General features: G+C 69.1%; 12 protein-coding genes. 3 read left to right on the top strand and 9 right to left on the bottom strand.

The window, feature by feature from the left end; genetic code table 11:
- Positions 1-42: 42 nt before the first annotated feature.
- From paaZ to JLI01S_RS02710, 3 genes are read right to left on the bottom strand one after another with little or no spacing between them, the layout of a single operon-like run.
- Positions 43-1593 carry a phenylacetic acid degradation bifunctional protein PaaZ gene (paaZ, locus tag JLI01S_RS02720; protein WP_068259589.1) on the bottom strand — a complete coding sequence of 517 codons (1551 nt, stop codon included), beginning with the start codon at positions 1591-1593 and terminating at the stop codon, positions 43-45.
- The gene (locus tag JLI01S_RS02715; protein ID WP_068259586.1) at positions 1590-2468 is read right to left on the bottom strand and encodes a 3-hydroxyacyl-CoA dehydrogenase family protein; all 879 of its coding nucleotides are present in this window, start codon (positions 2466-2468) and stop codon (positions 1590-1592) included. Before JLI01S_RS02715 ends, paaZ begins: the two co-directional genes overlap by 4 nt.
- Positions 2465-3175, bottom strand: coding sequence for an SDR family NAD(P)-dependent oxidoreductase (locus tag JLI01S_RS02710; protein WP_084349137.1), 711 nt, complete (start codon positions 3173-3175; stop codon positions 2465-2467). The genes JLI01S_RS02715 and JLI01S_RS02710 overlap by 4 nt, the downstream gene beginning before the upstream one ends.
- A gap of 206 nt (positions 3176-3381) precedes the next feature.
- On the opposite strand from JLI01S_RS02710, the gene JLI01S_RS02705 reads away from it, so the two are divergent.
- Both JLI01S_RS02705 and JLI01S_RS02700 read left to right on the top strand, forming a co-directional pair.
- Complete coding sequence (locus JLI01S_RS02705; protein WP_068259578.1) at positions 3382-4884, top strand: aminopeptidase P family protein; 1503 nt, start codon at positions 3382-3384, stop codon at positions 4882-4884.
- 292 nt (positions 4885-5176) lie between these two features.
- Positions 5177-6232, top strand: a complete 1056-nt coding sequence (locus tag JLI01S_RS02700) for a MaoC family dehydratase (protein ID WP_068259575.1) — start codon at positions 5177-5179, stop codon at positions 6230-6232.
- A gap of 19 nt (positions 6233-6251) precedes the next feature.
- Here the strand turns inward: JLI01S_RS02700 and JLI01S_RS02695 are convergent, their stop codons facing one another.
- From JLI01S_RS02695 to JLI01S_RS02670, 6 genes are all read right to left on the bottom strand, one after another.
- Complete coding sequence (locus tag JLI01S_RS02695) at positions 6252-6992, bottom strand: PIG-L deacetylase family protein (RefSeq protein ID WP_084349136.1); 741 nt, start codon at positions 6990-6992, stop codon at positions 6252-6254.
- A gap of 71 nt (positions 6993-7063) precedes the next feature.
- Positions 7064-7648 (bottom strand): YflT domain-containing protein, encoded by a 585-nt coding sequence (locus JLI01S_RS02690; protein WP_068259572.1) that lies wholly within the window; start codon positions 7646-7648, stop codon positions 7064-7066.
- A gap of 82 nt (positions 7649-7730) precedes the next feature.
- Positions 7731-8930 (bottom strand): acyl-CoA dehydrogenase family protein, encoded by a 1200-nt coding sequence (locus JLI01S_RS02685; RefSeq protein WP_068259567.1) that lies wholly within the window; start codon positions 8928-8930, stop codon positions 7731-7733.
- 181 nt (positions 8931-9111) lie between these two features.
- Positions 9112-9849: a L,D-transpeptidase family protein gene (locus JLI01S_RS02680; RefSeq protein ID WP_068259564.1), complete on the bottom strand. Its 738-nt coding sequence runs from the start codon at positions 9847-9849 to the stop codon at positions 9112-9114.
- A gap of 124 nt (positions 9850-9973) precedes the next feature.
- The gene (locus tag JLI01S_RS02675; RefSeq protein ID WP_068259561.1) at positions 9974-10843 is read right to left on the bottom strand and encodes an HpcH/HpaI aldolase/citrate lyase family protein; all 870 of its coding nucleotides are present in this window, start codon (positions 10841-10843) and stop codon (positions 9974-9976) included.
- A 3-nt stretch (positions 10844-10846) separates the two neighbouring features.
- Positions 10847-11917, bottom strand: coding sequence for an HpcH/HpaI aldolase/citrate lyase family protein (locus JLI01S_RS02670; RefSeq protein WP_068259554.1), 1071 nt, complete (start codon positions 11915-11917; stop codon positions 10847-10849).
- A gap of 123 nt (positions 11918-12040) precedes the next feature.
- Here JLI01S_RS02670 and JLI01S_RS02665 point away from each other — a divergent pair, with 123 nt between their 5' ends.
- The gene (locus tag JLI01S_RS02665) at positions 12041-12553 is read left to right on the top strand and encodes a hypothetical protein (protein WP_068259551.1); all 513 of its coding nucleotides are present in this window, start codon (positions 12041-12043) and stop codon (positions 12551-12553) included.
- Positions 12554-12570 lie beyond the last annotated feature (17 nt).

Below are 12570 nucleotides of genomic sequence, written 5' to 3'. Positions count from 1 at the left end.
TGCGTGTGGCGACAAGAGTTTGTGGAATGTTTTCGCTGAGCGTCACATGCCCAGACGGTCGAGGACCTCCGGGCTGCCCTGGATGGCGGTGCGCTGCAGGTGGGCGTGGACGGCGCGCAGACCGCCTTCCTCCTGTCCCCCACCTGCGCGGCCGGGACCGCCGTGGACGAGCTGCGGCATCGGGGTGCCGTGCCCGGTGGACTCCGGGGCGCTGTCCCGGTCGAGGACGAGGATCCGGCCGTGGAAGGGAGCCGCCCCGGCAATCACGTCGGTCACGAAGTCAGCGTCCGCGGACACGACGGAGCCGGCGAGGCTCCCTTCGCCCCGGGCCAGCAGCTCCACGACGTGGTCCGTGTCGAGGTAGCCGATGAGCGAGCTGACGGGGCCGAAGGCCTCGACCTCGTGCGGTTCGGCCCGGTCGGCATCGTCGACGCGCACGAGGATCGGCGACATGAAGGCGCCCTTGTCCGCGTCGGCGCCGATGACGTCGACGGTGTCGAGGTCGCCGAAGACGATCTGTCCGGCCTGCGCGATGCGGCTGGCCGCAGCCCGCACGTCGTCACGCTGGTCGGTCCCGACGAGTGCACCCATGCGCACTCCTTCCGCGCCCGGAGCTCCGATGCCGACGCCGCCCAGGCGTGCCGCGACGGCCTCGGCCACCGCGTCCATCTGCCCGGCCGGCACGAGCGCGCGGCGGATGGCCGTGCACTTCTGACCCGCCTTGACGGTCATCTCGGTGACGAGCGCCTTGACGAAGAGGTCGAACTCCGGCTCGCCCGGCACCGCGTCGGGGCCGAGGACGGAGGCATTGAGGCTGTCCGCCTCGGCGTTGAAGTGGGCCGAGCGGCGGGTCACCGCGGCGTCGGCGCGCAGCATCGCGGCCGTGTCGGCGGAGCCGGTGAAGCCGATGCGGTCCTGGCCGCCGAGCTCGTCGAGGAGCCCGGGGATGGATCCGGCGACGATCTGCAGCGCACCCTCGGGGAGGGCCCCGGACTCGATCATCATGCGCACGGCCTCGACGGCGATGTGGGCCGTCGGGGTCGCGGGCTTGACGATCGTCGGGACGCCGGCGAGCAGCGCGGGCGCCAGCTTCTCGAGCATGCCCCAGACGGGGAAGTTGAAGGCATTGATCTGCAGCGAGATGCCGTGCGGGCTGGTGAGCACGTGGCGCCCGCCGAAGACGCCCTCCTTGCCCAGCTGGATGAAGTCGTCCTCGACGATCACCGTGCCGTCCGGCAGGCCCTTGCGCCCGAGGGACGAGTAGACCATCGCGGTGCCGATGCCGCCGTCGACGTCGACGGCCGAATCCCTTGCGGTGCAACCAGATTGGGCAGACAACTCGTAGAGGCGGTCCTTGCCCGCCTGCACGGCACCCGCGGCTGCCTTGAGGGCGGCAGCCCGCTCAGGGAAGGTCATCGCGCGAAGGGAGGGACCCCCCTTCGTCTTGGCGTGGGTCACGGCTTCGCCGAGGTCGATGCCCTCGCTGGACACGCGCGTCACGCTCTCGCCGGTCACGGCGTCACGGACCTCGCGGCCCTCACCGCTCCCGATGACCCAGCTGCCGGCCACATAGCTCTGCAGGATCTCGCTCATGCTGTCTTCTCCTTGGCGTCGTTCCAGTCGTAGAAGCCGCGTCCGGTCTTGCGGCCGTGATGGCCCTGCTCGACGAGGTCGATGAGCAGCTGCGGCGGAGCAAATCGGGGGCCGAGCTCGCGCTCGAGGTAGCGAGCGATGCCCAGGCGCACGTCGAGACCGACGAGATCGGTCAGCCTGAGCGGGCCCATCGGGTGTCCGTAGCCGAGCGACATGGCGGCATCGATGTCCTCGGCCGATGCGACGCCCGCTTCGAGCATGCGGATCGCCTCCAGGCCGATCGCGACACCGAGCCGGCTGCTGGCGAAGCCCGGCGAGTCCGCGACGACCACCGGCGTCTTGCCCAGGCCCTCGCTGACCCACTCGACGGCACGGTCGCGCCAGACCTCGTCGGTCGCCGTCGCGATGACGATCTCGACGAGCTTGCTCGCGGGGACCGGGTTGAAGAAGTGCAGCCCGAGGAGGCGTTCCGGACGACGAAGGGAGGTCGCCAGCGCGTCGAGGGAGATGCTCGAGGTGTTGGTGGCCAGGGCGGCGTCGTCACCGATGACCGCCTCGACCCGCTGGAGCGTGTCGCGCTTGAGCTGTTCGTCCTCGGGGACTGCCTCGATGACGAGGCCGCAGTCGGCGAGGTCGGCCGTGTCGGTCGTCGTCGTCAGTCGCCCCATGGGCTCGGTGGCATCGGTGAGCTTGCCGCGCTCGACGCTCTTGTCGCAGGAGCGCTGGACGCGCTCGCGGGCGGCGCTCGCAGCGGACTCGTCGCGCTCGAGCAGGACGACCGCGCTGCCGGCGAGCAGCAGTCCGTGGACGATGCCGGCGCCCATCTGGCCACCGCCGACCACGCCCGTGATGCTTGGGATGTCGCCATCGGTCATGCGAGGCCTCCGGTTGCGTCGATGATGTCGCCGGTGATCCACGCGGCATCCGCGCTGACGAGCAGGGCGATGACGCCAGCGATGTCCTCGGGTGTGCCCAGACGGCGCATGGCATTGCTCCCGGCCATGGCCTCGATGGCCTTGTCGCTCGTGATCGAGCGCAGGTACTCGGTGTCCGTCGCGCCCGGGCGCACGACATTGACGGTCACCCCACGCTTGGCGACCTCCTTGGCGGCCACCCGGCTCGCGGCCTCGAGGCCGGCCTTGGCCGCCGCATAGGTGCTCTGCCGGGCGGGTGCGACCCGGGCAGCGACGCTGGAGACCATGACGATCCGGCCGCCGTCGGCGATGCGGCTGGTCGCCTCGCGCAGCACGAGCAGCGCCGAGACGAGGTTGAGGGAGAGCGAGTCGTTGATCTGCTCGCTCGTCAGCTCCGTGATGCGGGGGTAGTCCCAGCCGCCGACGCAGTCGACGACGACGGTCAGCTCACCCTGCGCCTGCGCCGCGTCGAAGGCGGCGATGACCCCTTCCTCGGTGGTCGCATCGGCCGCGACCGCACGCACGTGGTCACCGAGCTCGGCCACCAGGGCATCGGCTCGCTCGGGGTGAGAGTGGTGGGTGATGGTCACGTCATGGTCCGCCGCGAGGCGACGCGTCACTGCCGCGCCGATCCCTCCGGCTCCGCCCAGTACCAGGGCAGTAGTCATCGTTGACTCCCTTCGTCAGACCCCAACATGCCACACGTTGATGTCGTGGCGCTAGGTGTGTTGTAGAACTTTTGCGGGGGTGCCTGGGTTGCGTACGCGGGAGGAGCGATCGGGACGGCCCTCCGCCCGCTCCCCCGCCGTCCGCCTGCTCCCCGCCGGCGGGGTCCCCGCCTTCGGTGCTGGGCGCGTGGTGAGACGATGGCCACATGAGCGAGGAGCAGCAGCAGGCAGACAACCGCAAGCGGCCGACGACGGACGAGTTCCGGGCCTTCGTGGCGCAGGACTGGGCGGAGCGGTCCACCGACCTCCCGGCACTGACCGAGGCCGCGCAGCGTGCGGCGCAGCGGCGGGCGGCCGTCTCGGCTGCGCACCAGGGCGAGCGTCTTGTCATCCCTGCGGGCGGGCTCAAGGTGCGCAGCAATGACTGCGACTACGTCTTCCGCCCGCACTCCGCCTTCGCCCACCTCACCGGCCTCGGCGCCGACCGCGAGCCTGATGCCGTGCTCGTCATGGAGCCGCTCGGCGCACCGGAGGACGACGCCGGCCACGAGGCCTCCCTCTACTTCCGCCCGCTCGCGCCGCGCGACTCCGAGGAGTTCTTCGGCGACTCGCGCTATGGCGAGTTCTGGGTCGGCGCGCGCCCGTCCATCGAGGACATCGAGTCCGAGCTGGGCCTCACCGGCCGCCACGTCGAGCAGCTCGAGGACGCGGTCGGCAAGGACGCCGGTCAGCTCACCGTGCGCATGGTCCGTGACGCCGACACCGCGCTCACCGCGCGTCTGGACACCGTCCGCGTCCAGGGCGGAGCGAGCGAGGAGGCGCTGGCCGAGGCGGACGACGTGCTCGCCCACGGCCTGTCCCACCTGCGGATGATCAAGGACGACTGGGAGATCGAGCAGATGCAGCAGGCGGTCGACGCCACGCGCACCGGTTTCGAGGCCGTCATCCGCGAGCTGCCGTCCCTGCCCGAGCGGGGGCGCGGCGAGCGCTGGGTCGAGGGCACCTTCGGCCTCATCGCCCGTCACGAGGGCAATGGCGTCGGCTACGACTCGATCTGCGCCTCCGGCGACCACGCCAACACGCTGCACTGGATCAAGAACACTGGCGACGTCAAGGCCGGCGACCTCATCCTGCTCGACGCCGGCGTCGAGCTCGACTCCCTCTTCACCGCCGACATCACCCGCACCCTGCCGGTGAGCGGCACCTTCGACGACACCCAGCGCGAGATCCACGAAGCCGTCGTCGCCGCCCAGGCCGCCGGCATCGCTGCCGTGAAGCCGGGCGCGAAGTTCTCCGACGTCCACGCCGCATCCATCCGCGTCATCGCCGAGCACCTGCACGCGTGGGGCCTGCTGCCCGAGGGCATCTCCGTCGAGGACACCCTCGACACCGAGCACGGCCAGTACCACCGCCGCTGGATGGTGCACGGCACGAGCCACCACCTCGGCATCGACGTCCACGACTGCGCCCTGGCCACCCGCGAGGAGTACATGGACGCCGAGCTGGCGCCGGGCATGGTGCTCACCGTCGAGCCGGGCCTGTACTTCAAGGCTGATGACCTCAAGGTGCCCGAGCGCTTCCGCGGCATCGGCGTGCGCCTCGAGGACGATGTCGTCGTCACGCAGGACGGCTGCCGCAACCTCTCCGGCGAGTGGCCGCACTCCGCCGACGAGATCGAGGCGTGGATCAAGGACGTCCAGGGACGCTGACTCGTCCGGGCCGCGGCACACACCTCCTCGCGCCGATGGTTGTGTGTTCAAGCGGTAGTTCAGGCGACCAGCGACCCGTATATGGGGACCCCGGTCGCCACGGCTACCACTTCAACACACAACCATCGTGCTGACGCCGTTCGAGACGGTTACTGCGCACTCTCCTCAGGGCATGGGGCATCGTCCACGCGCTCGGTGTGGCTGAGTCAACAGCCGGACGACCCAACCACACCACGGGCGAAGGGGGAAGATGGCGGGAGTTTCCCCCTTCGCCCACCGAAAGGCACCGCGCATGTCCACCAAGACGGTCCCCGGCAACTACTTCGAGGACTTCTCGATCGGTCAGCAGATCCGGCACGCGACGCCGCGCACGGTGACCGATGGCGACATCGCGCTGTACACCGGCCTCTACGGTCCGCGGTTCGCGGCGACGAGCGCGTCGACCTTCGCCGAGTCGATGGGCTTTACGCGGATGCCGGTCGACAGCCTGCTGGCCTTCCACCTCGTCTTCGGCAAGTCCGTCCCCGACATCAGCCTCAATGCCGTCGCCAACCTCGGCTACGCGGGCGGCCGCTTCGGGGCGCCGCTGCATGTCGGCGACACCGTGACGACCTCCTCGACCGTCATCGGGCTCAAGGAGAACTCCAACGGCAAGACCGGTGTCGTCTACGTCAACTCGGTCGGCGTCAACCAGCGCGGCGAGATGGTCGTCGACTACGTCCGCTGGGTCATGGTCCACAAGAAGGACCCGGCCTCCCCCGCCCCCGAAACGGTCATCCCCGACTTGCCGGGCGCCGTTGCGGCAGAAGACCTCCTGGTCCCCTTCGACCTCACCGGTCGTGAGTATGACGTCGAGCTCGCGGGCTCCCCCTTCCTCTGGGACGACTACGAGGTCGGCGAGCGGATCGACCACATCGATGGCATGACCATCGAGGAGTCGGACCACATGCTCGCCACGCGGCTCTACCAGAACACCGCAAAGGTCCACTTCAACCAGCACGCGCAGTCCCAGAGCAAGATCGGCCGCCGGCTCATCTACGGCGGCCACATCATCAGCCTCGCGCGCGGACTGACCTTCAACGGCCTGGCCAACGGACAGATGATCGCCGCGATCAATGCCGGCGCGCACGCCAACCCGACCTTCGCCGGCGACACGGTCTACGCCTGGTCCGAGGTCCTCGAGACGATCGAGCTGCCCGACCGCACCGATGTCGGCGCCCTGCGCCTGCGGACCGTCGCGACCACGGACACCCCCTGCGCCGACTTCCCCTACAAGGGCGAGGACGGCAAGTACCTGCCCGAGGTCGTGCTCGACCTCGACTACACGGTGCTCATCCCCCGACGCTGAGCGAAGGGGGTCGCAGCAGCTACCGCGCGAAGACCTCCAGGAGCAGCGCGTGCTCGACGCCCTGCTCGCCCACCTGCTCGGCGCCACCGCCGAGGATGTTGCCGAGCAGTTCCGCGGGCTTCGGGAAGTCGTCGGGCAGCGCGTCGTTGTAGAGGCGGTGCTCCTCGAGCGACTCGACGGCGTCCTGGAGGTGTCCGGTGACGTCGACGTAGTGCGTGGGCGTCGGGCCCGAGACGACAGCAACCGCACGGACCTTCCACGGCTCGAGCCCGTCCGCGACGAGATCGGTGAAGATCCACCGGTTGCCGGCGTCGGCCGTCGCGTCCAGCGTGGCCAACCCCACCGCACGATGATCGGCTTGGTTGAGGTTGCCGGCGGCGAAGGTCTCGGCGTGGGTCAGCGTGAGGACGAGGTCCGGCCGCGCCCGTCGGATGGCCGCGGCGATGTCGCGTCGCAGCGGGACGCCGTACTCGACGACGCCATCGCTGTGGTCACCGAACTCGACGGTGTCGACACCGACGACCGCGGCACTCGCGCGCTCCTCGTCCGCCCGGGCCGGGGCGGCGTCGACCGGGTCCATCGTGTCGATGCCCGCCTCCCCGCGGGTCAGCAGGTAGTAGCTCACGCGCTTGCCAGCGGCAGTCCATCGTGCGACGGCAGCAGCCATCCCGTACTCGATGTCATCGGGGTGGGCGACGACGCACAGGACGGAGTCGAAGGAGGTCTCATCGAGGGCGGCCAGGACGGGTTCGTTGGTCACACCACAGACGCTAGCCCGTACCACCCGTCGTGACCACGACGTGCCCGAGGACCGTCGCGAGAGGGTGAGGCTCAGCCCTCGGGGTCGATCTGGCCCGGCTGGCGCCGCTCGTGCTCAGCCCGCGCCCGCTCCTGGTTACGACGTAGCTGCTCCTGCGCAGCCCGCATGGGGTCCAGCTCGGCGAGCAGCTCGCGCGCGGCGTGGACGTGCTTGTGCTCGGTGAAGACCTCGTAGCGGGAGGCGACGACCTGGCTGATCGAGGTGAAGTCGCGCTGGCCACCGGTGGACCGGTACCCCAGCCACGCCCAGACCGCACCGAACAGAGCACCGATGACGACGGTGGAGAGCATCCGGGTGACCAGGCCCTCGCCGCCCTCGAACATCGTGAAGACCAACCCGACGAAGACACCGATCCAGATGCCCGACAGGAGCCCCCCGAGCACGACCTTGCCGCTCGTCAGCCGCCCACGCACCCGCTCGATCTGCTTGAGGTCGGTGCCGACGATCATGACGTCCTGGACCGGGAACTCCTTGTCAGCCAGGTAGTCGACCGCTCGCTGCGCCTCGGCATAGGTGTCGAAGGTGTCCAGCGACATCGGGTACTCGAGCCGCATGTGCTGCTGCATCGGCGCGGTCATGTGGGGCTGGGTGCTCATGGGTCCAGTGTCCCACCTCCGCCCACGACGCACTGCGGCCGGCCACCCGCGAGGGTGACCGGCCGCAGTGGGCGGAGAGGACTCACCGCTTGGCGGGGTAGTCCTTCAAGATGCTCTTGCCGATGATCATCTTCTGGATCTCGGCAGTGCCCTCGCCGATGAGCAGCATGGGGGCCTCACGGTAGAGGCGCTCGATCTCGTACTCCTTGGTGTAGCCGAAGCCACCGTGGATGCGGAAGGACTGCTCGACGACGTCGGCGCAGTACTCGGCCGCCATGTACTTCGCGATGCCGGCCTCGAGGTCGTTGCGCTCGCCCTTGTCCTTCAGGCGAGCGGCCTTGACCATCAGCTGGTGACCGGCCTCGACCTTGGCAGCCATGTCGGCGATGCGGAAGAGGATGCCCTGGTGCTCGATGATCTTCTTGCCGAAGGTCTCGCGCTGCTGGGCGTAGTCGATGCCCAGCTCGAAGGCGCGCATCATCAGGCCGCACGCACGCGAGGCGACGTTGACGCGACCGACCTCGACGCCGTCCATCATCTGGTAGAAGCCCTTGCCGGGCTCGCCACCGAGGAGCTGCGCGGTGCTCGTCTTGTGGTTGTCGAAGATCAGCTCGGTGGTGTCGACACCCTTGTAGCCCATCTTCTCGATCTTGCCGGGGACGGTGACGCCCTGGGCGGTCTCGCCGAAGCCCTCGGTCTTGTCGATGAGGAAGGTCGACATGTTCTTGTGCGGCCCGTCAGCGCCGGTGTCGGTGCGGCACAGCACGGCCACGAGGTTGGCCGAGCCACCGTTGGTCAGCCACATCTTCTGGCCGTTGATGACCCACTCGTCGCCCTCGCCCTTGACGGCCTTGGTCTTGATGCCGGCGACGTCGGAGCCGAGCGCGGGCTCGCTCATCGAGAAGGCGCCGCGGATCTCACCGGTGGCCATCTTGGGCAGGTAGTGCTGCTTCTGCTCGTCGGTCCCGTGCTTGAGGATCATGTACGCCACGATGAAGTGGGTGTTGATGATGCCGGAGACCGGCATCCAGCCGCGCGCGATCTCCTCGACGCACAGCGCGTAGGTCAGCAGCGACTCGCCGAGACCGCCGAACTCCTCGGGGATCATCAGCCCGAAGATCCCCATCTCCTTCATCTGGTCGACGATCTTTTGCGGGTACTCGTCAGCGTGCTCGAGCTCCTGCGCGACCGGGATGATCTGCTCGTCGACGAACTCCTTGACCAGCTTGAGCAGATCCTGCTGCTCCTCGGTCAGTCCGTCGGTCGTCTGCAGTCGGGACATGCGTCCACCTTCGTTGTTCGGGGTGTGGGGCTTTTGCGCCAGTATCCCAGCGCGCACCGCCTCCCGCCACGGTGTCCGCGGGTGTCCTCGGCCACGCCCTGACGTTGCGGCGGCACACCCTCGAGCATGACGAAGGGGGAGGAGCCGCGGCTCCTCCCCCTGCGTCAGTACCTCGTGGGGCTCAGTACACCCACACCTTGCGACCGATGGGGGCCAGTCCGGCGCTCCAGACGTAATTGACGGCGGCATTGCTCACGCGGGTGCAGCCGTGAGATGCCGGGTACCCGGGGATGGACGGCGACCCGTGGATCGCGATGCCCCGGTTGAAGTACCGCGGCCGCCACAGCGCGCCCAGCGGGCCGTAGTCCATGCGGTTGACACTGCGGAAGATCTGGAACCGTCCGGGAGGTGTGCGCCATCCGGACTTGCCGGTGCTGGTGTTCATGACCCACTTGGTCTGACCACCGACGACGAAGATGATCAGCTGCTTGGTCAGGTCCACCTCCATGACCGTCCCGCTCGTGGTTCTACCGCGCGGACGGTACATGTTCTCGAAGGCAGTCCAGGTCGCCGGACCGCAGACGCCGTCACGGGTGAGGCCATGGACCTTTTGTAGGGCCATGACGGCCTGCTGGGTGGTCTGCCCGTACTCCCCGTCCGCCCCGGAGTGCCAGTAGCCGTTGGCGAGCAGCCGCCTCTGGAGACTTGCGACCGCCAAGCCGGTGGAGCCCACCTTGAGTGTGCGCCGGTAGGCGGTGGCGCGGTCGGCGGTCGTCGACGTGGCGACGGCCGGGGTCAAGAACCCGACGCCTCCGACGGCAGTGGCGGCCGCCGTGGCGAGTCCCCCGCGCATGAGCAGTCGACGGTGGGGCGAGGGCTCCACGTCGAGCATGGCGTGACGTGCTTCGTAGGTGCTCATCTGAAGTTTTCCTTATCCTCCGAGGAGAGCCCCCTCAGCTCCCCTTTCACCCTCAGACGCACCAGCACGAGATGTGGTTGCCCGGGATCAGCAAGATCTTATGGGCAACCACATCTCGCTGAGGTCACGATCGTGCAGTGATGGCCTCGTGGGTCGCGAGGACACGACGCGCGATGTCGACGTGCAGGTTCTCGATCATCTTGCCGTTGAAGGTGACGACGCCCTTGCCGGCGCCCTCTTCCCAGGCGTGGAGGATGCCCTGCGCCTCCTCCACGGCATCCGGGCTCGGAGCGAAGGTCGTGTTGCAGACCTCGACCTGACCGGGGTGGATCAGCGTCTTGCCGTCGAAGCCCATGTCACGGCCCTGCTCGCACTCCGCGGTGAAGCCCTCGATGTCCTTGACCGCGTTGTACACGCCGTCGAGGACCGCGATGCCCGCCTCGCGCGCGGCCAGGAGGGACCACGACAGAGCGGTGAGAAGGGGGGCGCGACCCGGGACGTGGTCGGCCTGCAGCTCCTTGACCAGGTCGTTGGTCCCCATGACGAAGGCGACGAGGCGGTCGGAAGCCTGCGCGATCTCGCGGATGTTGAAGATCGCGGAGGGCGTCTCGATCATCGCCCAGAGCTTGGTGTGCTCAGGGGCACCGGCTGCCTCCATCGCGGCCACGAGCTGGCGCACCTCGTCAGCGCTGTTGACCTTGGGCACGACGATGCCGTGCGGCCCGGCCTTCGACGCGGCCGCGATGTCCTCGTCGTGCCACTGCGTGCCGATGCCGTTGACGCGGATGGTCAGCTCGCGGTCGCCGTACTCACCGGACTGCACTGCGGCACAGGCGGCTTCGCGTGCAGCGGGTTTGTCGTCGGGACCGACTGCGTCCTCGAGGTCGAGGATCAGGGCGTCGACCGGGAGGGTCTTGGCCTTGTCCAGCGCTCGAGCGTTGGAGCTCGGCATGTAGAGGACCGAGCGGCGCGGGGTGTAGGTGCTCTCGGTCATGGCTCAGGCCTTCGCGTAGAGCTCGGCCAGCTCCGGGTCGTTGGCGGACAGGCGCTCGGCGAGCTCGAGGATGACCATGCACTGCTTCCAGCTGGCGTCGTCCTCCATCTTGCCGTCGATCATCACCGCGCCCGCACCGTCGGGCATGGCCTCCTTGACGCGGCGGGCGTGCGCGACGTCCTCCGCGGAGGGGCTGAAGACCCGCTTGGCGATCTCGATCTGCACCGGGTGCAGGCTCCAGGCGCCCACGCAGCCGAGGAGGAAGGCATTGCGGAACTGGTCCTCGCAGGCCACGACGTCCTTGATGTCGCCGAAGGGGCCGTAGAAGGGGAAGATCCCGTGCATCGCGCAGGCGTCGACCATGCGGGAGATCGTGTAGTGCCACAGGTCCTGCTGGAAGACGGTGCGCTGGCCCTGGTAGTCCGGGGTGCCGTCGGCGCCCTTGGTCGGGTCCTGACGCACGAGGTAGCCGGGGTGGCCGCCACCGACGCGGGTGGTCTTCATCCGGCGGTCCGCAGCCAGGTCGGCCGGGCCCAGGGAGATGCCCTGCATGCGGGGGCTCGCACCGGCGATCGCCTCGACATTGGCGACACCGCGCGCGGTTTCGAGGATCGCGTGCACCATGATCGGGCGCTGCACGCCGCCCTTCGCCTCGAGCTGGGCGAGGATACGGTCGATGTAGTGGATGTCCTCGGGGCCCTGGACCTTGGGGACCATGATGACGTCGAGCGCGTCGCCGACCTCGGTCACCAGGGTGGTCAGGTCGTCGAGGACCCACGGGCTGTCGAGGGCGTTGACGCGGGTCCACAGCTGCGTGTGCTCACCGAAGTCGACCTCCTTGGCGATCTTGACCAGACCGGCACGGGCCGCCTCCTTCTTGTCCGCGACGACGGCGTCCTCGAGGTTGCCCAGGAGCACATCGGAGACACCGACCATGGCCGGGACCTTGGCCGCCATCTTTTCGTTGCTGGGATCGAAGAAGTGGATCATCCGGCTGGGGCGGGCGGGCACCTCACGGACGGGCGTGGGGGCACCGACGGCCAGCGGGGTGAAGAAGTCCTTGGCACTGCGCATGTGTGGCTCGAGTCCTCTCAAGGGGAGCGAAGGGGGAATCTCCGCGAAACCTAGCAAGCGGCCCCCATCACTGGTTATGACGGAGTTCACCCTCTGACACGCGGCCGCCTTTACGCTGGCGGCATGAGCGAGGTCAACCTCTCCGCCCTCACGGCGGAGGCCCTGAACAAGTCCGGTGTGCTGTGGCTGCGCCTGGCGGGTGGTGAGCGGCTCACCTGGTTTGCGATCGGCACCGACGAGCTCGACGGCCAGATCCTGCTCGTCTCCGGTGGCCAGGAGGCCGACCTCGGTCCCCTGCCCGAGCAGCTCGAGGTCGTGCTCCGCAGCAAGGGCGACGGCGGCCGGCTGCTCACGCTGCGTGCTCGCGCCCAGGAGCTCACCCCGGACAACGCGTGGTGGGACGCGGCCGCCTCGGCCCTGCTCGGCGAGCGGCTCAACGCTCCCCCGGGCCTGGTGGACAGCTGGCGGGCCGCGTCGACGATGTGGCTCCTCGCCCCCTTCGGCGCACCGGTCCAGTCCCCCGGGCATCCCGGCCCCGAGGGCAACGATCGGGCCGCCGCCCCCGTCACGGTCGGGGCGGCCGGTACCCCCGTGCGGCGCCCGTGGCATCTCGGCGGACGCGGCCGCCGAGGCTGACTGGCGGGACCCTCCCC

It is taken from the genome of Janibacter limosus NBRC 16128 (genome assembly GCF_001570985.1).
Lineage (GTDB): Bacteria > Actinomycetota > Actinomycetes > Actinomycetales > Dermatophilaceae > Janibacter > Janibacter limosus.
Note: the sequence above shows the minus strand (reverse complement) of the source record. Positions and strands in the feature narration are given on the sequence as shown.